Annotated in this window: 31 protein-coding genes; 1 reads left to right on the forward strand and 30 read right to left on the reverse strand. The window is 56.2% G+C overall.

Annotation, left to right across the window (positions count from 1 at the left end):
- Nucleotides 1–2: 2 nt before the first annotated feature.
- The 26 genes from RCCS2_RS14090 to RCCS2_RS14220 form a co-directional block, all read right to left on the reverse strand.
- Complete coding sequence (locus RCCS2_RS14090) at nucleotides 3–1,544, reverse strand: NADH-quinone oxidoreductase subunit M (RefSeq protein ID WP_008235368.1); 1,542 nt, start codon at nucleotides 1,542–1,544, stop codon at nucleotides 3–5.
- On the reverse strand, nucleotides 1,544–3,658 hold the full coding sequence (gene nuoL / locus RCCS2_RS14095) for an NADH-quinone oxidoreductase subunit L (RefSeq protein WP_008235369.1): 2,115 nt from the start codon (nucleotides 3,656–3,658) through the stop codon (nucleotides 1,544–1,546). Before nuoL ends, RCCS2_RS14090 begins: the two co-directional genes overlap by 1 nt.
- Nucleotides 3,659–3,662: 4 nt before the next feature.
- Nucleotides 3,663–3,968, reverse strand: coding sequence for an NADH-quinone oxidoreductase subunit NuoK (gene nuoK / locus RCCS2_RS14100; protein WP_008235370.1), 306 nt, complete (start codon nucleotides 3,966–3,968; stop codon nucleotides 3,663–3,665).
- A 54-nt stretch (nucleotides 3,969–4,022) separates the two neighbouring features.
- Nucleotides 4,023–4,493: a hypothetical protein gene (locus tag RCCS2_RS14105; RefSeq protein ID WP_008235371.1), complete on the reverse strand. Its 471-nt coding sequence runs from the start codon at nucleotides 4,491–4,493 to the stop codon at nucleotides 4,023–4,025.
- 6 nt (nucleotides 4,494–4,499) lie between these two features.
- Entirely contained in the window at nucleotides 4,500–5,105 is a 606-nt protein-coding gene (locus tag RCCS2_RS14110) for an NADH-quinone oxidoreductase subunit J (protein WP_008235372.1), read from the reverse strand.
- Complete coding sequence (locus RCCS2_RS14115; RefSeq protein ID WP_156788566.1) at nucleotides 5,102–5,500, reverse strand: carboxymuconolactone decarboxylase family protein; 399 nt, start codon at nucleotides 5,498–5,500, stop codon at nucleotides 5,102–5,104. Before RCCS2_RS14115 ends, RCCS2_RS14110 begins: the two co-directional genes overlap by 4 nt.
- Nucleotides 5,493–6,014: a hypothetical protein gene (locus tag RCCS2_RS14120; RefSeq protein WP_008235374.1), complete on the reverse strand. Its 522-nt coding sequence runs from the start codon at nucleotides 6,012–6,014 to the stop codon at nucleotides 5,493–5,495. Before RCCS2_RS14120 ends, RCCS2_RS14115 begins: the two co-directional genes overlap by 8 nt.
- Nucleotides 6,011–6,505: an NADH-quinone oxidoreductase subunit NuoI gene (gene nuoI / locus RCCS2_RS14125; protein WP_037294259.1), complete on the reverse strand. Its 495-nt coding sequence runs from the start codon at nucleotides 6,503–6,505 to the stop codon at nucleotides 6,011–6,013. Before nuoI ends, RCCS2_RS14120 begins: the two co-directional genes overlap by 4 nt.
- A 444-nt stretch (nucleotides 6,506–6,949) precedes the next feature.
- Nucleotides 6,950–7,990, reverse strand: coding sequence for an NADH-quinone oxidoreductase subunit NuoH (nuoH, locus tag RCCS2_RS14135; protein WP_008235377.1), 1,041 nt, complete (start codon nucleotides 7,988–7,990; stop codon nucleotides 6,950–6,952).
- A 12-nt stretch (nucleotides 7,991–8,002) separates the two neighbouring features.
- A complete protein-coding gene (gene nuoG / locus RCCS2_RS14140; RefSeq protein WP_008235379.1) occupies nucleotides 8,003–10,021 on the reverse strand; it encodes an NADH-quinone oxidoreductase subunit NuoG in 2,019 nt (672 codons plus the stop codon).
- A gap of 136 nt (nucleotides 10,022–10,157) precedes the next feature.
- The gene (locus RCCS2_RS14145; protein ID WP_008235381.1) at nucleotides 10,158–10,562 is read right to left on the reverse strand and encodes a DUF5333 domain-containing protein; all 405 of its coding nucleotides are present in this window, start codon (nucleotides 10,560–10,562) and stop codon (nucleotides 10,158–10,160) included.
- Between the two features lie 100 nt (nucleotides 10,563–10,662).
- Nucleotides 10,663–10,794: a hypothetical protein gene (locus RCCS2_RS18435; RefSeq protein WP_008235383.1), complete on the reverse strand. Its 132-nt coding sequence runs from the start codon at nucleotides 10,792–10,794 to the stop codon at nucleotides 10,663–10,665.
- A gap of 67 nt (nucleotides 10,795–10,861) precedes the next feature.
- Complete coding sequence (locus RCCS2_RS14150) at nucleotides 10,862–11,314, reverse strand: DUF3291 domain-containing protein (protein WP_008235386.1); 453 nt, start codon at nucleotides 11,312–11,314, stop codon at nucleotides 10,862–10,864.
- A 43-nt stretch (nucleotides 11,315–11,357) separates the two neighbouring features.
- Complete coding sequence (locus RCCS2_RS14155; RefSeq protein ID WP_008235388.1) at nucleotides 11,358–11,591, reverse strand: hypothetical protein; 234 nt, start codon at nucleotides 11,589–11,591, stop codon at nucleotides 11,358–11,360.
- 7 nt (nucleotides 11,592–11,598) lie between these two features.
- Nucleotides 11,599–12,003 (reverse strand): hypothetical protein, encoded by a 405-nt coding sequence (locus tag RCCS2_RS14160; RefSeq protein WP_008235390.1) that lies wholly within the window; start codon nucleotides 12,001–12,003, stop codon nucleotides 11,599–11,601.
- Entirely contained in the window at nucleotides 12,000–13,286 is a 1,287-nt protein-coding gene (gene nuoF / locus RCCS2_RS14165) for an NADH-quinone oxidoreductase subunit NuoF (RefSeq protein ID WP_008235391.1), read from the reverse strand. Before nuoF ends, RCCS2_RS14160 begins: the two co-directional genes overlap by 4 nt.
- Nucleotides 13,286–13,516, reverse strand: coding sequence for a DUF5337 domain-containing protein (locus tag RCCS2_RS14170; RefSeq protein ID WP_008235393.1), 231 nt, complete (start codon nucleotides 13,514–13,516; stop codon nucleotides 13,286–13,288). The genes nuoF and RCCS2_RS14170 overlap by 1 nt, the downstream gene beginning before the upstream one ends.
- 15 nt (nucleotides 13,517–13,531) lie before the next feature.
- On the reverse strand, nucleotides 13,532–14,182 hold the full coding sequence (locus RCCS2_RS18595) for an NADH:ubiquinone oxidoreductase (protein WP_008235395.1): 651 nt from the start codon (nucleotides 14,180–14,182) through the stop codon (nucleotides 13,532–13,534).
- 188 nt (nucleotides 14,183–14,370) lie between these two features.
- Nucleotides 14,371–15,471, reverse strand: a complete 1,101-nt coding sequence (locus tag RCCS2_RS14185) for an NADH-quinone oxidoreductase subunit E (RefSeq protein WP_008235397.1) — start codon at nucleotides 15,469–15,471, stop codon at nucleotides 14,371–14,373.
- Nucleotides 15,472–15,567: 96 nt separating this feature from the next.
- Nucleotides 15,568–15,876, reverse strand: a complete 309-nt coding sequence (locus RCCS2_RS14190) for a hypothetical protein (RefSeq protein ID WP_008235399.1) — start codon at nucleotides 15,874–15,876, stop codon at nucleotides 15,568–15,570.
- Between the two features lie 15 nt (nucleotides 15,877–15,891).
- Nucleotides 15,892–16,083 carry a hypothetical protein gene (locus tag RCCS2_RS14195; RefSeq protein ID WP_232204280.1) on the reverse strand — a complete coding sequence of 64 codons (192 nt, stop codon included), beginning with the start codon at nucleotides 16,081–16,083 and terminating at the stop codon, nucleotides 15,892–15,894.
- Nucleotides 16,084–16,085: 2 nt separating this feature from the next.
- The gene (locus RCCS2_RS14200; protein WP_008235402.1) at nucleotides 16,086–17,324 is read right to left on the reverse strand and encodes an NADH-quinone oxidoreductase subunit D; all 1,239 of its coding nucleotides are present in this window, start codon (nucleotides 17,322–17,324) and stop codon (nucleotides 16,086–16,088) included.
- Nucleotides 17,325–17,327: 3 nt separating this feature from the next.
- Nucleotides 17,328–18,221, reverse strand: coding sequence for a sulfotransferase (locus RCCS2_RS14205; protein ID WP_008235403.1), 894 nt, complete (start codon nucleotides 18,219–18,221; stop codon nucleotides 17,328–17,330).
- Nucleotides 18,221–18,649 carry a GFA family protein gene (locus RCCS2_RS14210; protein WP_037294234.1) on the reverse strand — a complete coding sequence of 143 codons (429 nt, stop codon included), beginning with the start codon at nucleotides 18,647–18,649 and terminating at the stop codon, nucleotides 18,221–18,223. Before RCCS2_RS14210 ends, RCCS2_RS14205 begins: the two co-directional genes overlap by 1 nt.
- The gene (locus tag RCCS2_RS14215; protein ID WP_008235405.1) at nucleotides 18,649–19,260 is read right to left on the reverse strand and encodes an NADH-quinone oxidoreductase subunit C; all 612 of its coding nucleotides are present in this window, start codon (nucleotides 19,258–19,260) and stop codon (nucleotides 18,649–18,651) included. The genes RCCS2_RS14210 and RCCS2_RS14215 overlap by 1 nt, the downstream gene beginning before the upstream one ends.
- Complete coding sequence (locus RCCS2_RS14220; protein ID WP_008235406.1) at nucleotides 19,257–19,787, reverse strand: NuoB/complex I 20 kDa subunit family protein; 531 nt, start codon at nucleotides 19,785–19,787, stop codon at nucleotides 19,257–19,259. Before RCCS2_RS14220 ends, RCCS2_RS14215 begins: the two co-directional genes overlap by 4 nt.
- Before the next feature lie 253 nt (nucleotides 19,788–20,040).
- On the opposite strand from RCCS2_RS14220, the gene RCCS2_RS14225 reads away from it, so the two are divergent.
- Nucleotides 20,041–21,474 carry a GGDEF domain-containing protein gene (locus RCCS2_RS14225; protein ID WP_008235407.1) on the forward strand — a complete coding sequence of 478 codons (1,434 nt, stop codon included), beginning with the start codon at nucleotides 20,041–20,043 and terminating at the stop codon, nucleotides 21,472–21,474.
- 16 nt (nucleotides 21,475–21,490) lie between these two features.
- On the opposite strand, the gene RCCS2_RS14230 is transcribed toward RCCS2_RS14225, so the two are convergent.
- The 4 genes from RCCS2_RS14230 to RCCS2_RS14245 form a co-directional block, all read right to left on the reverse strand.
- On the reverse strand, nucleotides 21,491–21,856 hold the full coding sequence (locus tag RCCS2_RS14230; RefSeq protein ID WP_008235408.1) for an NADH-quinone oxidoreductase subunit A: 366 nt from the start codon (nucleotides 21,854–21,856) through the stop codon (nucleotides 21,491–21,493).
- Nucleotides 21,857–21,978: 122 nt separating this feature from the next.
- Entirely contained in the window at nucleotides 21,979–22,920 is a 942-nt protein-coding gene (locus RCCS2_RS14235) for a hypothetical protein (RefSeq protein WP_008235409.1), read from the reverse strand.
- A gap of 68 nt (nucleotides 22,921–22,988) precedes the next feature.
- On the reverse strand, nucleotides 22,989–23,774 hold the full coding sequence (locus RCCS2_RS14240) for a crotonase/enoyl-CoA hydratase family protein (RefSeq protein ID WP_008235410.1): 786 nt from the start codon (nucleotides 23,772–23,774) through the stop codon (nucleotides 22,989–22,991).
- The gene (locus RCCS2_RS14245; RefSeq protein WP_232204282.1) at nucleotides 23,771–24,661 is read right to left on the reverse strand and encodes a hydroxymethylglutaryl-CoA lyase; all 891 of its coding nucleotides are present in this window, start codon (nucleotides 24,659–24,661) and stop codon (nucleotides 23,771–23,773) included. Before RCCS2_RS14245 ends, RCCS2_RS14240 begins: the two co-directional genes overlap by 4 nt.
- Nucleotides 24,662–24,667: the final 6 nt, after the last annotated feature.

Consider the following 24,667-nt stretch of genomic DNA (forward strand, 5'->3'; position numbering starts at 1 on the left):
CCTTAATTCGAAGCAAACTGCGTGGCGGCCTCAAAGGTCGCCAGCGCGGTTTCATAGTTGCCGACCAGCGCGTTCACGCTTGGGCCGATAATGTCGAGGACAAGAGCGGGGTAGACGCCCAATAGCAGGGTCATCGCGACCAGCGGCGCAAAGATTACCCGCTCGCGCGTGCCCATATCTGTGATGGTTTTTAGGCTTTCCTTGATCAGGTCGCCAAACACGACCCGACGGTAAAGCCACAGGGCGTAAGCCGCTGACAAGATCACACCGGAGGTCGCAAACAGCGCGATCCATGTGTTCACCTGGAAGATGCCCATGAGCACCAGGAATTCACCGACAAAACCCGATGTCCCCGGCAGACCCACGTTTGCCATCGTGAAGAACATAAAGATCAGCGCATAGGCGGGCATCCGGTTCACCAGACCGCCGTAAGCGTCGATTTCACGCGTGTGCATTCGGTCGTAGATCACGCCGACACATAAGAACAACGCGCCAGAGATAAAGCCGTGGCTGATCATCTGGAAAATCGCACCGTCAATACCTTGTTGGTTCACCGCAAAGATGCCCATCGTCACGTAACCCATGTGGGCGACGGACGAGTAAGCGATCAGTTTTTTCATGTCGTCTTGGACGAGAGCCACCAGCGACGTGTAAACAATCGCGATAGCCGAGAGGGTTAGGACCAGTGGTCCCATGACTTCGGACCCGACAGGGAACATCGGCAAACTGAAGCGCAAGAAACCGTAGCCGCCCATTTTCAACAGGATGGCCGCCAATACCACAGACCCTGCCGTTGGCGCTTGGACGTGCGCGTCGGGCAACCATGTGTGGACCGGCCACATCGGCATTTTAACAGCAAAGCTGGCGAAGAACGCCAACCACAACAGCGTTTGCATGCCACCGATGATCTGCACACCAAGGATGCTGAAGTTTTCAGTCTCGAACGTGAAGGCCATCAATGTCGGGATGTCCGTCGTGCCCGCGGCAGAGAACATCGCGACCATCGCCACCAGCATCAGAACCGAGCCGAGGAAGGTGTAGAGGAAGAACTTGAAGGATGCATAAATCCGGTTCTTGCCGCCCCAGATGCCGATGATCAGGAACATCGGGATCAAACCAGCCTCAAAGAACAGGTAGAACAGCACCAGATCAAGGGCGAGGAAGACGCCCAGCATAAGTGTCTCAAGGATCAAAAAGGCGATCATGTATTCTTTGACGCGCGCCTTCACATCCCAGCAGGACGCGATCACCAGTGGCATCAAGAATGTGGTCAGCATCACGAAGAGAATCGAAATGCCATCAACGCCCATCTTATATTGCAAACCCAGCAACCATTCACGGGTTTCCACCATTTGGAACCCCGTGTCAGCGGGGTTGAAGTTTGCCAGAATGAACAGCGAACAAATGAACGTCACTGCCGTTGTGACCAGCGCCACCCATTTGGCGTTGCGCTGTGCGGCCTCATCATCGCCACGCAGGAACAGCGCCAGAATGACCGCGCCCAACAGGGGCAGGAACGTTGTGAGTGAAAGCAAGTTACCCATTAGTTCGCTCCCCCAAACAGCGTCATCCAGGTGAGAAGTACAGCGATCCCAAGGACCATCGCAAAGACATAGCTAAAGATGTACCCAGACTGCGCACGGCTTGCGAGCCGCGTTAGGAACGGCACGATCCCCATGGCCACACCGTTGATGCCACCGTCGATTGTTTTGGTGTCGCCCTGTTTCCACAGGATGCGGCCCAAAGCGAACGCGGGGCGGACGAAGATGAAGTTATAAATCTCGTCAAAGTACCATTTGTTCAGCAGGAACTGGTACAGCGGCGCTTGCTGCGCGGCCAGCTTTGCGGGCCAATCGGGACGGCGGATATACATCTGATAGGCCAGACCAAGGCCCGCGAGCATCGCAAAGAACGGTGCCAGCTTAACCCAGACAGGCACCTCATGCGCGTCGTTCAAAACGTGGTTGTCAGGGCTGTTGTGGATGGCCCCTTCGCCCGGTGCGCCGACAAGGTTGTAGTGGGCTTTGCCGTGACCGCCCTCTTCGCTTGCATGGTCATCATCACCATGGCCGGCTTCTTCGCCATGCTCGGACGCCTCCGCGTATGGCACACCAAAGAATTTGCCGACCTTGTCGTTGGACCCAAAGAAAGACCCATACCAAACCATGCCAGAGAAGACCGCGCCAATCGCGAGGATATAAAGCGGGAACAGCATCGAATTCGGCGCTTCATGCGCGTGCTCATGCGTATGCGCATCACCGCGCGGCGTGCCGTAGAAGGTCAGGAACATCAGACGCCAGCTATAGAAGCTGGTCATAAGTGCCGCCACAACGAGCATCCAGAAGGCGTAGCCGCCAGCGGTGCCTGCATAGGCGCTTTCGATGATCGCGTCCTTCGATACGAACCCGGCAAAGCCAATCGGGAAGCCGACATAGAGCAGCGGGATACCGACGCCCGTAATCGCCAGCGTACCAATCATCATCATCCAGAACGTCTTGGGGATTTTATGGCGCAAACCACCATAGTTTCGCATGTCCTGTTCATGGTGCATCGCGTGAATGACTGAGCCCGCCCCAAGGAACAACATCGCCTTGAAGAACGCGTGCGTCAGCAGGTGGAACATCGCGACCGAATACACACCCAGACCAGCAGCCACGAACATATAGCCCAGCTGCGAACAGGTTGAGTATGCAATAACGCGCTTGATATCGTTCTGCACCAGACCAACGGTGGCGGCGAAGAACGCGGTTGTCGCACCCAGGAACACGATAAAGGTCGTGGTCGCCTCGGCATATTCCATTAGTGGCGACATGCGGCAGACAAGGAACACACCGGCGGTCACCATGGTGGCGGCGTGGATCAAGGCCGATACTGGTGTCGGGCCTTCCATCGCGTCGGGCAACCATGTGTGCAGGAACAGTTGCGCGGATTTCCCCATCGCGCCGATAAACAGCAAGAAGGCGATTAGGTTCAGCGTATTCCAGTCGCGCCACAGGAAAGTGATGGTCGCGTCTTGCAAATCAGGGATGGCGGCGAAGATGTCATCAAACTTGATGCTGTCGGTGACCATGTAGAGGGCGAAGATACCCAATGCGAAACCAAAGTCACCCACACGGTTGACCACGAAGGCCTTGATCGCAGCAGCACCGGCAGACGGCTTGCGATAATAGAAACCAATCAGAAGATATGAGGCAACGCCCACACCTTCCCAGCCAAAGAACATCTGCACAAGGTTGTCGGCTGTGACCAGCATCAACATCGAGAAAGTGAAGAACGACAAGTACGCGAAGAAGCGGGGGCGATAGCTTTCACCCTCTTTAAAGTTCTCGTCATGGGCCATGTAGCCGAATGAATACAGGTGGACGAGGGCCGAAACCGTGTTGATTACGATCAGCATGATCGCAGTCAGACGGTCCATCTTGATGGCCCAGTCGGTGGACAGCGTGCCGCTTTCGATCCAGCGCAGGATGTTGACGGTGTAAGCGCCGTTCGGATGCGCGGAGGGATCAAACGTCAGGAACACAACCCAAGACAGGATCGCCGCCAGGAAAAGCAGACTTGTCGCGGTCCACTGCGCGGCGGTTTCACCGATCAGTTTCCAGCCAAATCCACACAGGATGGCGCCAACCAGCGGGGCAAAGAGGATAATGGTTTCCATCAGATCAGCCCTTCATCACGTTGACGTCTTCAACGTCGATGGTCCCGCGGTTGCGGAAGAAACACACAAGGATCGCAAGGCCAATCGCGGCCTCGGCAGCGGCGACGGTCAGCACAAACAGGGTAAAGACCTGGCCCACCAAATCGCCCAAGTAGCTGGAGAAGGCCACCAGGTTGATGTTCACCGCCAGCAGCATCAATTCGATGCTCATCAGCAGGATGATCACGTTCTTACGGTTCAGGAATAATCCGAAGATCCCGATGACAAACAGGGCCGCGGCCACCGTGAGATAATGTTCCAGTCCGATCATACGTATCTTCCTTTTGAGGCGTTTCGCCCCGGTCTTCTTGTCTGTCGCAGCGGGTTAGCCCGCCAGCATAAATTCTGTCTTGTCACCACGCAGGGCGGGGTAAGCCGCGGCACATGCGCAGTTTTCTGTTGTCTCTGTCGTGATGGCGATATCGCGGGCAATGAATTTCAGATCATGCGCAATCCGCTCAAACGTCGCGAACACACGGGCACCGGATTGGTGGCGGTCCAAGACCTCCATCGCATCGTCAGTGCGGTCAAACGCACTGCGGCGGCCCATGTTTTCCTCAGCGCTCCAAAAGCGCAGCATTTCGCCAGAGGCGCATTCGACCAAGGAAAAGCCTTTGGCCGTGCCCTCTTGCGACCACCAGTCCATCCACATCACCCGACCTTCGCCCAGATCCGTATGACGGATTTCACCGCCATGGCTGGGATGGGTTGTGCGTTTGCAATCGGCCAGCGTCAGGGCATCGCCCTGACTGGCGATCAGCATCGCAGCGGTTGATATGATGGCCAGCGTGCGCATACGCCTTTACAGACCCTGCCCCGGTTTCACGTCTTTCAGCTCCATCGCTTTTGCCGGATCACGGTACATCTGCGCCAGCACGTTCTGGCGCTTGATATCCACGCGGTGGCGCAGCGTCAGGACAATCGCCCCAATCATGGCAACCAGCAGGATCAGGCCGGACAGCTGGAACAGCAGGATGTATTTATCATAGATCAGCAGACCCAGCGCGCGGGTGTTATCCAGATCGCCTGTCGGGGCTGCAATGCGCCCCTCTACCCCATCGGCAAAGCCCCAGACGCCGAAGGCCAGCGCCAATTGCATCAAGATCACAACGCCAATCAGCAGCCCAAGCGGCAGGTACTTTGTCATTTCCGCTTTCAATTCGGCAAAATCGACATCCAGCATCATAACGACAAACAGGAACAACACAGCTACCGCGCCGACGTAGACGATGATCAGCAGCATCGCGACGAACTCTGCGCCCAAAGTCACGAACAACCCAGCCGACGACAGAAACGCGAGGATCAGCCACAGCACCGAATGCACCGGGTTGCGGCTGACCACGGTCATCAGACCACCGGTGACGGTCGTCACGGCAAACAGGTAAAATGTAAACGCGAAGACGGTCATGTGCTGTCGTCCTTCTCTAAAACGTCGGTGGCCAGTTCCATGGCTTTGGTCACGGCTGGCACGCCAGCGAACATGCCCATCTGGGCAATCGCTTCGGCAATTTCTTGTTTCTTGGCCCCTGCTTCGACCAGATGGCGGATGGTCAGTCTGATCTGCGCTTCGGCCTGCGCGCCCAGTACGGTCAAACCGGCCAACGTCAACAACAGGCGCGTTTTGGCATCCAGACCCTCGGGGTTCATTGTGTTACCAAAGAACATCTCCATCGCCTCGGCGGGCATGGTCGGCCACATCGCCTCGAAACCTTTGGGCGTAAAGGTGTCCATATCGACATTCATCGACTTGGCCCAATCCTGGGACATCTTCATCATGGCATCAAAGGGGTTCTGATCAGTCATCATCATCGCCCATTGTAATATCAAAGGTTCCGGCACCCAGTACGGCATCAGACCATTCACCGGGATACTGCGCTTTTGCCGCGCCGAGCGTATCCAACAGGGGGGTCACAAGGGCGATCAGGTCATCACGGGTGGGCAAGTCTGCGGTGCAATCAGCGAAATTGTCATTATCCGGGTCAGTGATAATCACCAGCGCGCGTTCCGCCAAATCTGCGGCCCCTTCGGTATCCTGCAAATCCGCGGCATGGCCAGATATTGCATCCAAAAGATCCGCATCCAAAAGCGTGGGCTTCTGACCCAAAGACACGGCAATCATATCCGCCGCCGTCAGTGCGGAAATTACCTGACCTTCGTACATGTCTTTCGTCACACCATGCGAAACAAGCGTTCCATTCGCCTCAAGCAAGATCGCGTCAAGCGTGCCGGTTGCGTAATCCGCGCCCATATCGTCGATCTCCTCAATCAGCTCTGATTTGAGGTCGTCCGGGAACGGATATGTCGGTGTATTGGTCATCGGTACGGCGCATCCAGTTCAAGATTGCGTGCAATCTCGGATTCCCAGCGGTCACCGTTTTCAAGCAGCTTTTCCTTGTCGTAATACAGCTCTTCCCGCGTTTCGGTGCTGAATTCGAAATTCGGGCCTTCGACGATGGCATCTACTGGACAGGCCTCTTGGCAGAAACCGCAGTAGATGCATTTGGTCATGTCGATGTCATAGCGTGTCGTCCGCCTGCTGCCATCATCACGCGGTTCCGCGTCGATTGTGATGGCTTGGGCGGGGCAAACGGCCTCGCACAGTTTACAGGCAATGCAGCGTTCTTCGCCGTTGGGATAGCGGCGTAGGGCGTGTTCGCCACGGAAACGGGGGCTGAGCGGCCCCTTTTCATGGGGGTAATTCAGCGTGGCCTTGGGCGAGAAGAAGTACTTCATGCCAAGGCTGAAACCCTTCCAGAAATCCTGAAGCAGAAAGTATTTCGCGGCGCGGGTGTAGTCGATTTGGGTCATTGCGCGCATCCCGACTGGTCGATTGCATATTGTGACGCAGCGGCAATGAATTGCGTGAATATCCGATGATCATTTCGCAGTCTGCTGGACACTCCTGGGCGAAGCCTCGCGGTTGCCCAAACTGTCGGACCAGCCCGAGTATCCGCAAGGAATGACGCACATGATCTATTCGCACGGCCAAACCGCACGCCATCGGCAGCACCGTCTAAGGCAATAATTGCGAACATCGGGTTTGTGGTTCGACTTGGAACAAGCGCAAAATCTGTTTCCGCAAGGCTATCCATAGCCGCAACTGCGGCATCAGGGTTGCAACCTGCCGCTTCAAAACCTGATGCGCAATCAACGATCGCGGCCGGCAAAGACGTGTTATCAGACGGCTGAACCTCACAACCTCCGAGGCCCATTACCATTACGCCGAAAATACCTAGTGTTCGGTAAATCATCTTAAACTCCTATCGCCCAGCGCGCCCAAAAGCCGCCAAGTACTTCGAATTTTGCAAGGAATGAGACCAGAACCACCCATGCGAGTGACATTGGCAGGAAAACTTTCCAGCCGATCCGCATCAGTTGGTCATAGCGGTAACGCGGGGTGATGGCCTTGACCATTGAAAACATGAAGAACACCAGCGCCATCTTCAGGACCATCCAAAAAATACCGTCCGGCAGGAACGGTACGGGTGACAGCCAACCGCCAAAGAACAGCAGCGAAATCAGCGCGCACATCAGCACGACCGCCATCAATTCACCGATCATGAACAGCAGGAACGGGGTGGATGAATATTCAACCTGATAGCCCGCAACCAGTTCTGATTCAGCCTCTGGCAAATCGAACGGTGGACGGTTGGTTTCCGCCAAGGCGCTGATAAAAAACAAAAACAGCATTGGGAAATGCGCAACCCAGTACCAGTTAAACAGGCCTGCATTGCCGTCTTGTGCCGCAACAATCGCGCCAAAATTCATGGACCCGGTGGAAATAATCACACCAACGATGATCAGGCCAATCGACACCTCGTAAGAGATCATCTGCGCCGCAGACCGCAATGACCCAAGAAACGGATATTTTGAGTTCGACGCCCAACCGCCCATGATCACGCCATAAACCTCGAGCGAGCCAATGGCGAAGATATAGAGGATTGCAACGTTGATATCCGCCAGCACCCAACCGTCGTTGAACGGAATAACCGCCCAAGAAATCACAGCCAGAACAAATGCAATCAGCGGGGCAAGGAAGAAGACAAACTTATCGGCACCCGCTGGCACGACGATTTCTTTGACGATGTATTTGAGGAAGTCAGCAAAGCTTTGCAGCAGCCCGAACGGCCCCACGATGTTTGGGCCCTTGCGCATCTGCACAGCGGCCCAGACCTTGCGGTCCGCGTACATCAGGAACGCCAGCGCCACCAAAAGCGGGACCAAAACCAGCAAACATTGCCCCAAGATCAACAGGACGATGCCAAGGTTGGTGTTGGTAAAGAATTCAACCATAGTCAGTCGTCCTTATTCCGCAGCCATCGGTGCGGATTTACGTGCCTTTGCGTTCGCGCTCAGTTCCGCCATCAGGCTGGAGGCGCGTGCAATCGGGTTCGTCAGATAGAAATCAGTGATGGCATTGCGGAAATCTGCTTTGCCGGGCTTTTTAACAGGGATCGGCTGCCACTCATTTTCGGCCACTTCATCAATCTCGCCCAAATGCGGGTGTGCTGCGACCAGCGCCTGACGCAGTTGCGCCATGCTGTCGTAGGGTAATGTGGCATCCAGTTCCGCCGACAGAGCACGCAAGATCGCCCAGTTTTCCTTGGCCTCACCCGGCGGGAAGCTGGCGCGCAGCGCCAATTGCGGGCGGCCTTCGGTGTTCACGAACAATCCGTTTTCTTCCGTGTAGGCAGCAGATGGCAGGATAATATCCGCGCGATGCGCGCCACGATCACCGTGCGACCCTTGGTAAATCACAAATGCACCGGGATCGATATCAACCTCATCCGCGCCAAGGTTGTAGATCACCTCTGCCCCTTCAAGAGCAGCCTCAAGCCCGCCTTCGGTCACAGCACCCACGTCCATCGCCCCCACACGGCCAGCAGCGGTGTGCAGGATCATGAATTTGGACTTTGTCTTATCGGCCAGCGCCATAGCTTGGCTGAGGACCGCGTCACCATCCGCTTCGCGCAGCGCACCTATGCCGACCACGACAAGGCTGTCCATATCCTGAACACCCCCCATGTCTTTGGCGGCCGTTTCAACCAACGCTTGGCGGTCGGTTCCGACATTGACCACATCAAATGTCAGATCGACCTGTTCGCCAATCATGCCAACCGTGGCACCATGCGACCAGGCACGACGTAGGCGGGAATTCAGTACCGGCGCCTCAACACGGGGGTTGGTGCCGATCAACTGAATCATCTTGGCGTCGTCGATATCTTCAATCTTGGCGGTCCCGACATAGGCGGAGCGATTATCAATCGGCAGCTTCGCCCCATCGGTGCGGCATTCGACGTTGCCGCCCTGCCCTTCAATGAGCTGTTTCAGCGCAAAGGCCGCTTCAACCGGCGCCAGATCACCAACGAGGCCCGCAACTTTCTTACCTTTCATTGCCGTAGCAACAGCGGCGAGCGCTTCTGGCCAGTTGGCTTTGCGCAACTTGCCATTCTCACGGATGTAGGGTGTGTCAAGGCGTTGCTTGCGCAGACCATCCCAGACAAAGCGGGTCTTGTCGGAAATCCATTCCTCGTTCACGCCATCATGGTTGCGCGGCAAAAACCGCATGACTTCGCGGCCTTTGGTATCGACGCGGATGTTCGACCCCAACGCATCCATCACGTCAATCGATTCCGTCTTGGTCAATTCCCACGGGCGGGCGGTAAAGGCGTAAGGCTTGGACACCAGCGCACCAACGGGGCAAAGATCAATGATATTGCCCTGCATATTCGAATCGAGCGTTTCGCCAAGGTAAGACGTAATCTCTGCATCCTCACCACGGCCGGTCTGGCCCATCTGGTGAATACCGGCGACCTCGGTCGTGAAGCGCACGCAGCGGGTGCAGGAAATGCAGCGGGTCATATGCGTTTCGACCAATGGACCAAGGTCCAGATCTTCGGTCGCACGCTTGGGTTCGCGGAAGCGGCTGAAATCAACGCCGTAAGCCATGGCTTGGTCTTGCAGATCGCATTCGCCGCCTTGGTCGCAAATTGGGCAATCCAGCGGATGGTTAATCAAAAGGAACTCCATCACCCCTTCGCGGGCCTTTTTGACCATGGGCGAATTGGTTTTGACAACGGGTGACTGACCTTCGGGACCGGGGCGCAAATCGCGGACCTGCATCGCGCAGGATGCGGCGGGTTTTGGCGGGCCGCCCACAACCTCAACCAGACACATCCGGCAGTTACCAGCGATGGAAAGCCGTTCGTGATAACAGAAACGCGGGATTTCAACCCCGGCTTCTTCGCAGGCCTGTATCAGGGTCATGGCCCCGTCAACTTCGACCTCATTTCCATCAATGACGACTTTGCGCAGATCAGACATGGCGTGTCCTATGTGTTCCCTATCGCGCAAAGATCGCTTGGGACCATACGCGTTGCCCCGCGTTCTAGCGCGGCAGGCCCCGCGATGCCAGTCAGATCGACAAAAAACCTACAATTTTCGCAGCTTTGTTGGTGCCCTAGCGTAACAGCCAACCAACACGCGTGTTTGCATCCATTTGGGCACGGCCAACAGTGCAATAACTGGCCTCTTGGCCCGGCACGACACCAAGCTGGGCCAGTTGCGCGCGGGCGATCCCTTCAAGCCGATCTTTTTCATCGTCATCGTCAATATAGGCGTCGATTTCGGCCTCGGAATATCCCAGATCACGGGCGTGACGGCGCAAGGATTGCAAATAGTTCAGCCCCCGAAACAAACGGGCATCGATATCGCTGCATTGCTCTGAAATCTCATAAGCCATGCCGACAAATATGATGCCATCGCGCACTTTCGGGACGTCTTTCAACGCGGTTTGCGCCGAAAGGTGCCCGGCAGAGAACACGGTGGCAAAGGCCAATACGGCGATCAGAGCAAGCTTTTTCATCTGGTATCTCCTGCATGACGGCTTTGGCGCCGCCTTTGGTCCTATCCAGATCGCGCTTTGGCCTGCGTTATTCAATATCAGGGCCGTGACATCGGTATGTTTATGCCACCCGGCTGGCCGAATGCGCCTTTAACCCTTTGGCACCGAACAGATTTTTACTTTCGCCCTCAGCTTGCAGCATATGCCACTGTTCCAACGCTTCAGCGACATCAGGCCGATCCCCTTTCGGCACGAACCAATCCGGGGATCACCCCACGGATAGCGCAGCGTACCGAAATTAAACTCAGCCAAATGGCGCATCATTGCGCGGCGTGCGCGCGCAGCCAGTCCCAACCAAAGGCGTCTTCACTGTCGCCATGGGTTTCGCGGTAGGCCAGTTTTGCCATTGCGTCGTCAAGGGAAGGTTCTGTTCCTTCGGGCACCCACCACATGACAAAATGCATCTGGACAAGGTTTTCAAACCACTCTTTGCCGCGATCCATGAATTTGGCGTGCAGCGTGTCAAACACGAAGGTCTGCAATTGCGCAGGGGTTTCCCAGACAGACAGGTTGGCGACGAATTGTGGATCGCCGTCCAAACAAGCCTCTGTGTTGCCGGTACCGGGTTCGCCCGACCCTTCCATCATCCACACAAAGCCGGGCATCCGTTTGCCCATGCCATTGATCCGGTCAAGGTTGGCCATAAAGTCGGCGACGCGCGGATCATCGGTGGGGGCAAGCAGACGACCGATGTTAAGTTCGGCAAGGTGCATATGATGTCCTTCCAAGGATGGGTGGGTTGAAACCCACCTTACATTACCGCCGCCGCTGCCGTGTCGGTGCAACCCCGGCCAAGCCTTTGCGCAAGAAAGCCAGCGCCAGAATGATTCCGATTGCACCCAAACCACCGGCTGCGGCACAGGCCCAGATCGGTGCGATCTCTGCCCTGACGGCGACCACGGTGAACCAGGCAGGCAATCCGCAAATTGCGCATGTGACAAGGGCCGCGCCAAAACTCGCGGCCCCATCCAGAATATTGCGAAACGCCATTGCAAGCTTACGCTGGGATCAACAACGCGCTTAACCCCGAACCTTCCAGCACTTCTGCATCGCCCGCCGGGCAAAGATCATCCGAGCTCAGGTCAACCCCGTGCTTGGCTTCAAAGCTGCGCTGGCTAACATCGGTTTCAAGTTCGATCCCGGCGCGTTGGCTGTTGGATGCAAGTGATCCGCGACCAACCTCATTGCGCGCGTCATTGAGCGCGGAATCAAGCCCACTGTCATAGGTGTAGCGCGCGCAGTTCTGTGCGATCTGGTTCGCGATCGTCAGGTTCGCGTAATACTGCGGCGTCGACATATTAAAAAGCTTCTGCACCGCCGGATCATCAAGCGACCGCGTGCCGCCCGTTGCACAAGCGGCCAAAGCCAAAGCAGCACCTATAATCAATCCACGTGTCATCATTCTGCTGCCATCCCTGCCATGCGTTTATCTTTGATCCGGTCTTCAATCTCGTCCCGGAAGTTCTTGATCAAGCCTTGTATCGGCCAAGCGGCCGCATCACCCAATGCGCAGATCGTATGCCCTTCGACCTGTTTTGTCACGTCGAGCAGCATGTCGATTTCTTCCACGCTTGCGTTCCCTTCCACCAGACGCGCCATTACGCGCATCATCCAGCCGGTGCCTTCGCGACATGGCGTGCATTGGCCACAGCTTTCGTGCTTGTAGAATTTTGACAACCGCCAAATCGCTTTGATCATATCGGTGGAATTATCCATGACGATGACCGCGGCTGTACCAAGGGATGATCCCTTTTCTTTCAACGCGTCAAAATCCATCACCGCATCGCGCATGTTTTCACCGCGCACACATGGCACAGACGACCCGCCGGGAATGACTGCCTTGAGGTTGTCCCAGCCGCCGCGAATACCGCCGCAGTGCTTTTCGATCAGTTCTTCGAAGGAAATCGACATTTCCTCTTCGACCACACAAGGGTTGTTCACATGGCCGGAAATCGCAAACAGCTTGGTGCCTGCGTTGTTCGGACGGCCCATGCCCGCAAACCAGTCGCCGCCACGGCGCAGGATTGTTGGCACCACGGCAATGGATTCCACGTTGTTTACGGTTGTGGGGCAACCATAAAGACCCGCACCCGCCGGGAAGGGCGGTTTCATGCGTGGCATGCCCTTTTTGCCTTCAAGGCTTTCCAGCAGCGCTGTTTCCTCGCCGCAAATATAGGCCCCCGCCCCATGGGTCAGGTAGATGTCGAAATCCCAACCGGATTTCGCAGCATTCGGGCCGACAAGACCGGCCGCATAGCATTCATCAATTGCCGCCTGTAGCGCCTCTTTCTCGCGGATATATTCACCGCGGATGTAGATGTAGCAGGCGTTCGCATTCATGGCGAAGCTTGCGATCAGGCAGCCTTCGATCAGGGTATGCGGATCGTGGCGCATGATCTCGCGGTCTTTGCATGTGCCCGGTTCGGATTCGTCGGCGTTGACGACCAGATAGGCGGGACGCCCATCGCTTTCCTTGGGCATGAAAGACCATTTCAGACCGGTCGGAAAGCCCGCCCCACCGCGGCCCCGCAAGCCAGAGGCCTTCATTTCGTTGATGATCCAGTCACGGCCCTTTTTGATAATTCCGGCGGTGCCATCCCAATGGCCCCGCGCCTGCGCGCCTTTCAGCGTGCGGTCGTGCATCCCGTAAAGGTTCGTGAAAATCCGGTTCTCATCTTTGAGCATCAGTCATCGCCCTTGTCGTTTTGGCGCGCGCGCCAGAGTTGGTAGGTCTGCCACAGGGCAAACCCGAAACCGGCGAGCGCTGCAAGATCAAAAAGCGCGCGTGTACGGTTGGACCAGTTATATTCTGACCCAAGCATGATCGCCAACACCCAGAAAACACCAGTACCGGCCACAATCAACGCGACGCGTTGTCCTGCCCGGGCCTGTTTGGTGTTTCCCTGCTGGGTCATCGGCGTAGATCCGCTTTAATAAACGTCGCCCTTGTCGACCTTCTTGGAAAACGCGGTTGTGCCCCCGGCAGCCAATGTTTTTGCCTGCGGCACCCAGTCGTCACGCGTGGCACGGCCTTTGAAACCAGCAAGATTGTCATCCATCCAAGCTTGTTCTTTTGGTCCCCAAGCCGCAATTTGGTCAAAGTGGTAGATACCCATTTCATGCAGCGTTTTTTCCAGTTTGGGGCCAACGCCTTTGATTTGCTTAAGGTCATCCGGGCCACCGTCCCGTGCCGCACTCAAGAATTCGGGGGTGCCATCGTCAGATGATGTGGTGGTTTCAGCGACAGGTGCAGCAGCCGGTGCGGGTGCAGGCGTTGGTGTCGGGGCTGGCGCGGGCGTTGGTGCCGGGGTCGGTTCAGGTGCCGGAGCAGCGGTAGCTGTGGGCGTAGGTGCGGCGGGCGCTGCTTTTGACACAGGCGCATCAACTGTGTGTGGGCCTGGCGCAGGTGAGCGCCAGCCAATGGCCAGAACAATTGCGGCAATCACGCCAACAAAACCGCCGATGCATGCAGATGCAAACAGCGAGTAATCATAAAGAACGAATGCAACCCCGGCTGCAATAATGGCAAACAATGCGGCAACAGCAATGATGCCCTGGCTGATCGGTGCTGAATCTTTCATCGTATCTTTTCTCCCTCAGGTGGCCGCGAATGCAGCCTACAGACATGACGCCCTTCGCCTGCGTCACTTGGACACAGGTGCGCGCTCCCCCGTATCTCTACCCGAAACTTTGCCTTTGGGTAAAGAAATACTGCAAAACAATCAGATGCTTCAGGTGCGCTGGTCACCAATTGCCTAATGATCTTGCTTTACTTGGCTTTTGCCAATTCAGCCGCTTGTGCCATCCAGTTGTCACGTTCGATGCGACCTTTGAACTTTATGCGGCTGTCGACCCATGCGATTTCGTCGGCTGTCCATTTCGCAATCTGGTCAAAATGCCAGAAACCCAAGTCATTCAACACACCCTCAAGTTTCGGTCCGACACCGCTGATCTTTTTCAGGTCATCAGCACCGCCATCACGCGGGGCAGTCAAGGTTTCGGGCTGTTTTTCGATATCAGGGTTGGGGTTGGATTTGCCGGTTGGCTTGGCCATCGATTTTGCTGTGGCTTGCTGCTTGGTCACGCCTGTTTCGTCGGCGGGTTTCTTGGCGGCAGGCTTGGGGTCTGCGGTTTTCTTACCCTTTGGCTTGGCTGGTGCGCCCGTTTTGACCCAAGGGGTCAGCAAGGGCACTTCGGTGCCATCAATCCGCTTGACAGTATCGCCAATATCACTGGCCAACTGGACACTGGCATTATATTGGGTTTTGCCGCTGTCATGATCTTTAAGACTGGTCAGGCCCTTTAGCGGCTCTGCTGCATAGCGTCCGTTTTGGGGGCCGGGTGTCGGCACACGACCGGCGGCAAGTTCGTCAATAATTTCGCTCAGACGCTCGGTTGTCAGGTCTTCGTAATAATCCTTGCCGATCTGGGCCATAGGCGCATTCGCGCAGGACCCAAGGCATTCAACCTCTTCCCACGAAAATTTGCCATCTGCGGACAGTTCATGCGGTTTGTCAGTGATCTTGTCTTTGCAGACACCAATCAGATCTTCAGCGCCACAGATCATGCAGGACAGTGTGCCGCAAACCTGAATATGCGCCACGGAACCAACAGGTTGCAGCTGAAACATAAAGTAGAATGATGCAACTTCGAGCGCGCGGATATAGGCCAGATCAAGCATCGCTGCGACATGTTCAATCGCCGCGCGTGATAGCCACCCTTCCTGTTCCTGTGCACGCCATAGGATCGGAATAATGGCCGAGGCCTGGCGTCCTTCGGGGAACTTTTTCATCTGCGCCTCAGCCCATTTCTGGTTGTCTGGCGTGAAAGCAAATGTTTCTGGCTGGTCGTGATAAAGGCGGCGTAGCATCAGGTCTTTCCGGTCACATCATTACGGTGAACGCGCGTCCACCAAATTTTCATGTCTCCCCTAACACACCGGCCACGCCGGGCAAGGGATTTGTCGTCAGGCACAAACCCCTGAGGTGACACGGAACGCCGCGCCATCAATCTCGCCTCGCCCTTCGGCGCGCAATTCTGTCATCACCCGCGCAAGGTCTTCGCGCGACAGCACGGCATCAGCCATAATGACATCCGTATTCGCACTGGTCAGCGCACAGCCGTTTGCCGCCACGCTGGTCACAAAACGCGCCTTTGCGGACTGGGGCGCATCAATTGGTTCAGGATCAGGCGCCGGTGCAGGCGCTGGCACCATAATTGGCACAGCACAGGCCGACAGTGTCAAACAAGCAACGATGGTCATGGAACGGATCATGTTAGGATTCCCTTATCAATTTTCAGCCGTCGGTGGTGCGATGTTGAACACATCAGTCAGACCGTAGACCAGTATAAACACAGACACGGCCAATCCGGTCACACCACCAATAAAGATACCGGCCATTTTGCCACGAAACATCCGCGATACAAGCGCCGAGACGAAAAACCCCAAGGCCACAAGCAGCCCCAGCAGAAGGTCACCCATCGTCATCTGTCGATCTCGCCAAATACCACGTCCATCGTCCCGATAATTGCACTGACATCCGCCAACTGGTGGCCCTTGCAAATATAGTCCATCGCCTGAAGATGAAGATACCCCGGCGCGCGCAGCTTGGCACGATATGGCTGATTGGTGCCATCAGCCACCAGATACACGCCAAATTCGCCTTTGGGCGCTTCGACGGCGGCATAGACTTCGCCTGCGGGCACGTGGAACCCTTCGGTGTAAAGTTTGAAGTGATGGATCAGCGCTTCCATTGAGGTTTTCATCTCACCGCGTGTTGGCGGGGTCATCTTGCCCCGCGCCATCACATCGCCCTTTTCATGGCGCAGCTTTTCGCAGGCTTGGCGGATGATATGGGTCGACTGGCGCATTTCCTCCATCCGGCAGAGATAGCGATCATAGCAGTCGCCGTTCTTGCCAACAGGCACCTGAAATTCAAACTCGTCATAGCATTCATAAGGCTGTGCGCGGCGCAAATCCCATGCAAGGCCGGATCCCCGGACCATCACACCAGAGAAACCCCAGTCCTGAATGTCTTCCTCGGTCACGATACCGATATCGGCGTTGCGTTGTTTGAAAATCCGGTTCTCGGTCAGCAGACCGTCGATATCGTCAAGGACCTTTGGGAATTCAATGGCCCAAGTATCAATGTCTTCCACCAGTTGATCTGGCAGGTCCTGGTGGACACCGCCGGGGCGAAAGTAGGCTGCGTGCAAGCGGGCACCGCAGGCCCGTTCGTAAAAGATCATCAGCTTTTCACGTTCTTCAAACCCCCAAAGCGGCGGGGTCAGTGCACCCACGTCCATGGCTTGCGTGGTCACGTTCAGCAGGTGGGACAGAATGCGCCCAATCTCCGAATACAGCACGCGGATCAGCGACGCGCGGCGCGGTACTTCGGTGCCGGTCAGCCGTTCAATGGCCAGACACCACGCATGTTCCTGGTTCATGGGCGCCACATAGTCCAACCGGTCCAAGTACGGCAGGTTTTGCAGATAGGTGCGCGACTCCATCAGCTTTTCCGTACCACGGTGCAGCAGGCCGATGTGCGGATCGCAGCGTTCTACAATTTCGCCATCCAGTTCCAGCACCAGACGCAACACGCCGTGGGCTGCCGGGTGTTGCGGGCCGAAGTTGATGTTGAAGTTTCTGATCTGCTGCTCATCAGTAGCCGCATCAGATGATCCATCATCATAGGTATTTACACGGATATCACCGTCCATCATGGCTCAAGCCCTCGCTAAATTGTCTTGCCACCGCTGTGGCAGGGGGCCGACATTGCGGGCCACCCATTCATAGTGTTCATTCAAAAGCCCCAGCGCACGGGGGCGTAGTTTGTCCAGCATCACGACCTCTGGCCCTTCGTTGGCCGGGCGCGCGACTGCCGGCTTTGCCGGTTTGATCCCAAGAAAGGCGCAAAGTTTGGCCAGCCCTTCGGATGTAAACATGTCCTCTGCGAACTGGATCAACAAACGCTCTTGCGGGATCACCCGGCGCAGTTTGCGAATGATCTTAGGGTAATCACCGCGCTCAAGGATATGCGTCTCATGGCCCCGGTTAAGGATACGGTAAAGGATGTTGTTTGACTTCTTCTCGTACTGTTCGTGTTCCTGCCGCTGGCGGCGGGCCTGCATACGGATATGCGACCACAGCCGGTCCAGTGGATCACGGACAAGGTAGAGGAATTTGGTATTGGGTGACAAGTCGCGCATACGCGCAAGGTCTTCATCTGACAGGGTGGCGTAGTTTGGGGTGATGTCAGCGATCACCTGCGCGGTATCACGTCCATCCATCAGCCATGCGGCATAGGCGCTGTCATTGCTGCGATCACCTTCGAGCGTCTCAAGCAAGGCTTTCATTTCGTTGATGCGGCGGTCCATATTTTCAACCTGCCAGCCGCGCCCCTCGTCATTGGCCTTGTCCTTTGCGACACGCATCTCGCGCAGGCGCACGCGATATGCGACCAATTGCTTTTCACAGCGATCCGCATCGAAGGTATCCCAATAATGGGCCTCTTTCACCGCAGGCATGGCGCAATCGGGATGATCATGCAGATAGCGATAAAGCCAGGTGGTGCCTGCTTTGGTGGCGCCAACACAATAAAGAAGGGTGGGTGCCGTCATCAATTGTCACCGTCAGGCATGTAATGCGCAAAAACCTCAGCCTCGGTCATGGTCTTTGTCTTAGCTGCCAGCGCATAGTTGTCCGGCTTTTTGTCGATGAAAACCTGCATGCCAATTTCAAACTGGCTTGGGTCTTCGAAGGTCTGAATAGAGACATGCTGGTTCTGGCCGTCTTGCGTTTGCCATAACAAAGACGATCCGCAATCCTTGCAGAACAACCGCTCACCCCATTCGGACCCCTTATAAGACCCCACAGGCGCACCGTCTGCAAACACGACGGATGACCCACAGTCGACGGATATATACATCCCGCCTGACCACTTGCGACACATGCCACAGTGGCAGGCCCCTGCCCCCAGACCACCGGGCGTTGGCGTCGCGGTAAATACGCAAGCACCACACATACATTTGCCCGGCAAAGCTGTCATCAGCCCGCTTTCTCGTCTGTCTTCTCGTCCCCCGGTAGGATGTATTCCGCACCCTCCCATGGCGACATGAAATCGAACTGGCGGTATTCCTGCACAAGGCTGACGGGTTCATAGACCACGCGCTTTTGCACTTCATCATACCGCACTTCGGTATAGCCCGTTGTCGGGAAATCCTTGCGCAGCGGGTGCCCGCGGAACCCATAATCGGTCAGAATGCGGCGCAGATCGGGGTGGCCGGAAAACAGGATACCAAACATATCAAACACTTCGCGTTCAAACCAATTGGCCGAAGGGTGGACGGACATAATCGAGGGCAGCATATCTTCTTCGCGGATCTGCACCCGCAAGCGGATACGGTGGTTCTGATACATGCTGAGGAAGTGATAGACGACATCAAAGCGCTTGGCGCGGCTGGGATAATCCACAGCCGTGATATCAACAAGCGACGAGAATCTGCAGGTCGCGTCGTTCTTAAGGAATTCAACAAAACTGACCAGCGAGGATGGGGCGACGGTCACCGTCAACTCATCATGAGCCACGTCCCACGACAAAACGCAATCAGTGCGTTTCAGCTCAAGATGTGTGCCGAGTTCTTGCAGGGCCTCTGTCATCGTACAATCGTCCCAGTCCGGCGCATTTTGCGCTGCAATTGTAGGATACCATACAGCAACGCCTCTGCTGTTGGCGGGCAGCCCGGCACATAGACGTCCACCGGCACGATCCGGTCACAGCCACGCACCACGGAATAGCTGTAGTGATAGTACCCACCACCATTGGCGCAGGACCCCATTGAGATCACATAACGCGGCTCTGGCATCTGGTCGTAGACCTTGCGCAGCGCAGGTGCCATTTTATTGGTCAACGTGCCTGCCACGATCATCAGATCAGACTGGCGCGGGGATGCACGCGGGGCCGTGCCAAACCGCTCAAGGTCATAGCGCGGCATGGATGTGTGCATCATTTCCACAGCACAACAGGCCAGACCAAAGGTCATCCAGTGCAGCGATCCAGTGCGCGCCCAATTCACAATGTCGGCGGTCGAGGTCACAAGGAAACCCTTGTCCTGCAGCTCTGAATTGATCAGCTGCGCGCCGTGCTCTTTATCGGCCCCAACGGAGGTTCCGGTCATCACGCCCATGAAGGCTCTCCCATGGCTTTATTCCCGATATTGACCTATGCCCTGCCCCGTTGAAGGTCAAGCGAGCAACTGCGCAACGCGTCATTATGGCTTGACCAGAAATAGCGTGACCCACGCAACATCATACGCGCGCTTGCGGACCTGCAATGTATGAGATGTCACGGTCGACAAACCACGATCAGTTCTTAGTAATTCAATAACCTTCACCTGCTAGTTTGCACGACGCGGACGCAATTGTGGTGCGGCAATCAAAATGCAAATGGGACATACACGCAGGATTTATGCCGCACTTATCGGTTCAAGTGGCATCGCGATCGTGGCAATTTTTGGCGTTTTGTTCTGGATGACCTATGTCACAAACGCCGTTGCGCGCGACGAATCCCTGTACCGGATGAACACCGGGCTTAAGTCGTATTTCGAAAACCTCCGCGAAGACGCCGCCTTTTTTGCGCATTGGACCGTAGGATACGAAGTCCTGGTCGAGGATGACCCGGCAACCGTGGAAAGCAGGGTCGGCGTGGCGGTCACGGTCGACCAACAGTTTTCGCAGATGTATATCACGGACCCTGACGGTGTGCCGCGCTATGCCTATGCCAGCGGAATTCCGGGATCCGATTTAAGCATCGTGAACCCGCAAGTTGTTGAAATCGCCCGCGCCGAGCTGGATAAGTTATTGCCGGATTTGCAAGCAACCCATGCAGGTTTGGCCCGTATTGACGGTGCTCTTGTCATGATCCTTGCGGCCAGAACGCAACCGCTGGAAGGCACATCACCCGAACCAAGTATTTTTGACGATGCAGACCTGACGCAAGCCGATATGCCACTGACAATTCTGACGCAGGTGGCGCAGGACGACATCATCAAGGATTTTCGCGTTTACACGCAGGTTGACGCGCTGTCTTTGTATGACCCAAGTGCGACGATCCCCCCGGACCGCACGGTCGCATCGCTGTCAGATGTACGCGGCAACCCGATTGTCACGCTCGCTTGGCAAGCCCCACGGCCCGCTGATCAACCCTTGCGTCAAGTCTTGCCAACAGTCGCAGGTATTTCGCTTTTGCTTATCGCCACGGCACTGATCATCGCCCGTGCCACGGCCCAGCAAACAATAGCGCTATCGCAGGCCCGCCAAACGGCGCGCACCGATCATTTAACCGGCCTATTCAACAGACAAGGCCTAGATGAAATCATCGCATCAGCCGCCGTGAAAGAGGCGCTGGCAAGGGGCCATTTGGCTGCCTTGTATCTTGATCTGAATGGCTTCAAAGCGCTCAATGATGCTGAAGGACATGAGGCCGGCGACATCGCCTTGCAGCTAACGGCGGATCGGCTGAACCAATCGGTCCGATCATCAGATTATCTTGCCCGGCTTGGCGGCGACGAATTTCTGTGTCTTCTGATTGACGAAAAACCGCGGCATGCGGCGCGCTTTGTTGTAACGCGCATATTGGAATTGACGTCGCGCCCGATCCAGATCGAAAACAGATCTTATGACGTTCTGCCGTCAATCGGCGTGGCATTCGCGGACGGCACCCTCTCTTGGGAAGAGGTCATGAACTTTGCCGATACGGCGATGTATGTTGCCAAAAGCAAGCAAACGACAGAACCTGTCTTTTACAGCCCCAACATGCAACGGCCCACGCGGCAGCACAAACCACTACGCATTGTAGAACAGCAGACCGGCTAACCGCGCCGATCACACATCATTCCCACTCAAGCGCGCCTTTTTTCCATTCGTATGCAAAACCGATGGTCAGCACGCCAAGGAACACCATCATCGACCAAAAGCCAACCATGCTGACGTCTTGGAATGCAACCGCCCATGGGAACAGGAACGCCACCTCAAGATCGAAAATGATAAAAAGGATCGCAACCAGATAGAAGCGCACATCGAATTTCATCCGGGCATCATCGAAGGCGTTAAAACCACATTCATAGGCCGACACTTTTTCAGGGTCAGGGTTACGCACTGCAACGATGGCAGCAGCAAGGATCAGGATCAGGCCCAGCGCAATCGCAAGCCCCAGAAAGATCATGATCGGCAGGTATTCGGATAGCATGTCCTGCAAGGTGTTGTCCTTTCGGCTCGGCACACGACAAGGCGCGCCGTCTGTTGGCTGCCTGTTGCATACCTTTGACACCCCACAGGGTCAACCAAGCGGCGTGTCATGAAAGACCAAATTAGGCGAATTTATTCGGCGCGTTTCGCGACCTGCGGGCGTGGCGACAAAATCATGCCAGCAACCGACAACAACGAAATACCATGCGCCAGACCGTTGGCGCGGGCATCATGGCCAAGAATGATATCCGACATCTCGGTCAGGTTATCGGCTTGCTGGTCTGTCAGCCAAAACAGGGCGTGCATGCCAGTGGTGAAATCACCTGGCATATCGGTCACCTCAATCCGGCACCCGTCTGGTGCGGGGGCAAATGATTGTGATGTCACTGTCACTGACCCGTTGGGCAATACAATCATCACATCATGCTGCTGTTCGGTCGTGTTCAGCACCTTTGCGTCCACTTTCACAACCAAAGGCTGGTCGGGATTTTCCGGGTCTGCGACGTGATGTGATGCCACAGCCACATCAAAAAACCCGTTCTCATCCGCAGCACCGGTCAAAACGCGACCACGGCGTGTTTGCGGCTGCAAAGCACACTGGCGGCGCGCCACCATGGCCGAGCATGGCAAATCCAGACGTGTTTTTAACCGCAGACGCAGCACCGGTCCGCTGTAGGCAAGTGTGTTCAAGGCGATCTGCAACAGTGCCATCAGCACACCCATCGCCGCAACGGCAAGTGCGACAAGGATCACAAGTGCGGCGGTCTGATGCGGCGCTGGTGCCCATGCCGCAACGATCTTGATCACAGGCATCGCGACAACCAAAGCCGTTACCGACAATGACAAGCTGATCGTTTCCAGCGTGACATTGGGAAACAGCACAACGTGCCCGACAACAAGTAGCGCAACCGCCATTGACGCAATCGTCGCCCGCTCTGGCGACAAGACCGCCGGATCAAACAAAGCAAGCCCAAGCATCACCACAACCGGAACAGCAACCGCAACCGCAATCAAACGGCGCAAGCGCATAACACGGTAAACAATTTGTTCACTTGTGGGCCATACAAACGGCATTGCTGTCTCCTCTTTGAGGTACAGAATGCCCTGCGAAATCGGTCAGAAGTGAGACGCAATTCTGACGATTACGGCGCGCGTGTGACGGCCCAATCGGGCTTTCTCCGCTCAAAAAAGGCGGAAATGCCTTCTTTCGCTGAACGGCTCTCCCATTGGGTGATCAAAGCGTCGATGGAACGCGCAATCACCGATTCGTCGATTGTAGGGCCCAAGCTGCGTGCAAACGCTTTGGCTGCCGCAACGGCATCGGGCGCGCATTGCAGGTATGGGGCGACCTCTGCCGCGACGGCGGCGTCCAATTCCGCCTCTGGCACCGCTTTCGCGACGACCCCAAGCTGCACCGCTTCTGCCGCATCAAAAAGTCGGCCTGACATAAAGACCCGCCGCGCATGCGCCTCGCCCATGCGGGCCAGCACATATGGGCCAATCGTGGCCGGTATCAGCCCAAGTTTTGTTTCAGTTAATCCGAATTTCGCGTGATCCACTGCAACCGCCACATCGCAGACGCATGCCATGCCGATCCCACCGCCAAATGCATTGCCCTGCACCCGCCCGATCACCGGCTGCGGCAATGTGTTAATCGCGCCCAGCATCTGCGCAATTGATTGGGCCGCCGCCCGTTTCATCGCCGCATCACCGGCCATCTGGTCCTGCATCCACCCCAGATCACCACCGGCGCAAAAGGATGGGCCCTGCCCGGTCAGAACGACAACACGGATAGCCCGGTTTGCTGCAATATCTGCGGCAGCGGTGCTGAGCCCATCAATCAGCGCTTGCGATAGGGCGTTGTGCTTTTCGGGTCGCGCCAAGGCCAGGGTCGCCACGCCGCGGTCATCTACGCTCAGATCAATCATCGCATGCCTCTTGCCATATCCGCTGCCTGCGCAATGAAGCGCGCATCAACGCCAGTTTCGTATCCTGAATGGGCCAGCAGGTCCAAGACCGCCTCGGTCGCTACATTACCCGGTGCGCCGGGGGCGTAAGGGCAACCGCCCAAACCACCAACGGCACTGTCAAAGGCGCGCAATCCATGCGCCAACGACACCGCGATATTCGCAAGCGCCTGCCCACCGGTATCATGAAAATGGCCCGCCAAATCTGTGGCGGGTGCAACGGCCAAGACCGCCTCTAACATAGCGCTTATCCGGTCAGGCGTGCCTTGCCCAATTGTATCACCCAGCGATATCTGCATCGGCGCAAGGTCACGCAACATCGCCACCGTATCAGCCACCTGTTGCGGCGATGTCGGGCCATCAAACGGGCAGTCGGTCACGCACGATACGTACCCACGCACGGTGACGCCCGTTTCTTTGGCGGCCGCAACAACCGGACGCAACCGGTCCACAGATTCTGCGATTGAGCAATTCAGATTGCTTTGCGAAAACCCTTCTGAGGCTGCGATAAACACCGCAATATCCGTGATTATGTCGTCGCGGCGTGCGTCCAAAAACCCATCCCATCCGCGTTTATTCGGCACCAACACCGCATAACGCACACACTGTACGGGGCTTAGTTGCGCCAACACCTGATCGGTATCGGCCATTTGAGGCACCCATTTGGGGCTTACAAAACTGCCCACCTCAATATCGCGCAAACCGGATTGGCTAAGCAGATCAATCAGCGCCACCTTGCGGGCCACAGAAATGACGCTGGGTTCATTTTGCAACCCGTCCCGGGGGCCCACCTCATGGATGCGGACATAGTCCCCTGTCACGCTTTCACCTCCCACGGCGGATAGAATGCGCGG

Origin of the sequence: Roseobacter sp. CCS2 (assembly GCF_000169435.1) — a bacterium.
GTDB lineage: Bacteria > Pseudomonadota > Alphaproteobacteria > Rhodobacterales > Rhodobacteraceae > Yoonia.

Excerpts from the sequence above, each read along its gene's own strand:
- RCCS2_RS14225 (WP_008235407.1), top strand. The coding sequence starts at position 20,041 with ATGCAAATGGGACATACACGCAGGATTTATGCCGCACTTATCGGTTCA.
- nuoF (WP_008235391.1), bottom strand. The coding sequence starts at position 13,286 with ATGCTCAAAGATGAGAACCGGATTTTCACGAACCTTTACGGGATGCAC.
- nuoI (WP_037294259.1), bottom strand. The coding sequence starts at position 6,505 with ATGACCCAAATCGACTACACCCGCGCCGCGAAATACTTTCTGCTTCAG.
- RCCS2_RS14115 (WP_156788566.1), bottom strand. The coding sequence starts at position 5,500 with ATGACTGATCAGAACCCCTTTGATGCCATGATGAAGATGTCCCAGGAT.
- RCCS2_RS14120 (WP_008235374.1), bottom strand. The coding sequence starts at position 6,014 with ATGACCAATACACCGACATATCCGTTCCCGGACGACCTCAAATCAGAG.
- nuoK (WP_008235370.1), bottom strand. The coding sequence starts at position 3,968 with ATGATCGGACTGGAACATTATCTCACGGTGGCCGCGGCCCTGTTTGTC.
- RCCS2_RS14195 (WP_232204280.1), bottom strand. The coding sequence starts at position 16,083 with ATGGGTGACCTTCTGCTGGGGCTGCTTGTGGCCTTGGGGTTTTTCGTC.
- RCCS2_RS14210 (WP_037294234.1), bottom strand. The coding sequence starts at position 18,649 with ATGACAGCTTTGCCGGGCAAATGTATGTGTGGTGCTTGCGTATTTACC.
- RCCS2_RS14145 (WP_008235381.1), bottom strand. The coding sequence starts at position 10,562 with ATGAAAAAGCTTGCTCTGATCGCCGTATTGGCCTTTGCCACCGTGTTC.
- nuoG (WP_008235379.1), bottom strand. The coding sequence starts at position 10,021 with ATGTCTGATCTGCGCAAAGTCGTCATTGATGGAAATGAGGTCGAAGTT.
- RCCS2_RS14105 (WP_008235371.1), bottom strand. The coding sequence starts at position 4,493 with ATGCGCACGCTGGCCATCATATCAACCGCTGCGATGCTGATCGCCAGT.
- RCCS2_RS14200 (WP_008235402.1), bottom strand. The coding sequence starts at position 17,324 with ATGATGGACGGTGATATCCGTGTAAATACCTATGATGATGGATCATCT.
- RCCS2_RS14235 (WP_008235409.1), bottom strand. The coding sequence starts at position 22,920 with ATGCCGTTTGTATGGCCCACAAGTGAACAAATTGTTTACCGTGTTATG.
- RCCS2_RS14150 (WP_008235386.1), bottom strand. The coding sequence starts at position 11,314 with ATGCACCTTGCCGAACTTAACATCGGTCGTCTGCTTGCCCCCACCGAT.
- RCCS2_RS14190 (WP_008235399.1), bottom strand. The coding sequence starts at position 15,876 with ATGATCCGTTCCATGACCATCGTTGCTTGTTTGACACTGTCGGCCTGT.
- RCCS2_RS18595 (WP_008235395.1), bottom strand. The coding sequence starts at position 14,182 with ATGAAAGATTCAGCACCGATCAGCCAGGGCATCATTGCTGTTGCCGCA.
- RCCS2_RS14240 (WP_008235410.1), bottom strand. The coding sequence starts at position 23,774 with ATGATTGATCTGAGCGTAGATGACCGCGGCGTGGCGACCCTGGCCTTG.
- RCCS2_RS14170 (WP_008235393.1), bottom strand. The coding sequence starts at position 13,516 with ATGACCCAGCAGGGAAACACCAAACAGGCCCGGGCAGGACAACGCGTC.
- RCCS2_RS14155 (WP_008235388.1), bottom strand. The coding sequence starts at position 11,591 with ATGGCGTTTCGCAATATTCTGGATGGGGCCGCGAGTTTTGGCGCGGCC.
- nuoL (WP_008235369.1), bottom strand. The coding sequence starts at position 3,658 with ATGGAAACCATTATCCTCTTTGCCCCGCTGGTTGGCGCCATCCTGTGT.
- RCCS2_RS14205 (WP_008235403.1), bottom strand. The coding sequence starts at position 18,221 with ATGACGGCACCCACCCTTCTTTATTGTGTTGGCGCCACCAAAGCAGGC.
- RCCS2_RS14160 (WP_008235390.1), bottom strand. The coding sequence starts at position 12,003 with ATGATGACACGTGGATTGATTATAGGTGCTGCTTTGGCTTTGGCCGCT.
- nuoH (WP_008235377.1), bottom strand. The coding sequence starts at position 7,990 with ATGGTTGAATTCTTTACCAACACCAACCTTGGCATCGTCCTGTTGATC.
- RCCS2_RS14090 (WP_008235368.1), bottom strand. The coding sequence starts at position 1,544 with ATGGGTAACTTGCTTTCACTCACAACGTTCCTGCCCCTGTTGGGCGCG.
- RCCS2_RS14220 (WP_008235406.1), bottom strand. The coding sequence starts at position 19,787 with ATGGGCGTGATGACCGGAACCTCCGTTGGGGCCGATAAAGAGCACGGC.
- RCCS2_RS14185 (WP_008235397.1), bottom strand. The coding sequence starts at position 15,471 with ATGCTACGCCGCCTTTATCACGACCAGCCAGAAACATTTGCTTTCACG.
- RCCS2_RS14215 (WP_008235405.1), bottom strand. The coding sequence starts at position 19,260 with ATGACAGAGGCCCTGCAAGAACTCGGCACACATCTTGAGCTGAAACGC.
- RCCS2_RS14110 (WP_008235372.1), bottom strand. The coding sequence starts at position 5,105 with ATGACCGTCTTCGCGTTTACATTTTACCTGTTTGCCGTGACGACCGTC.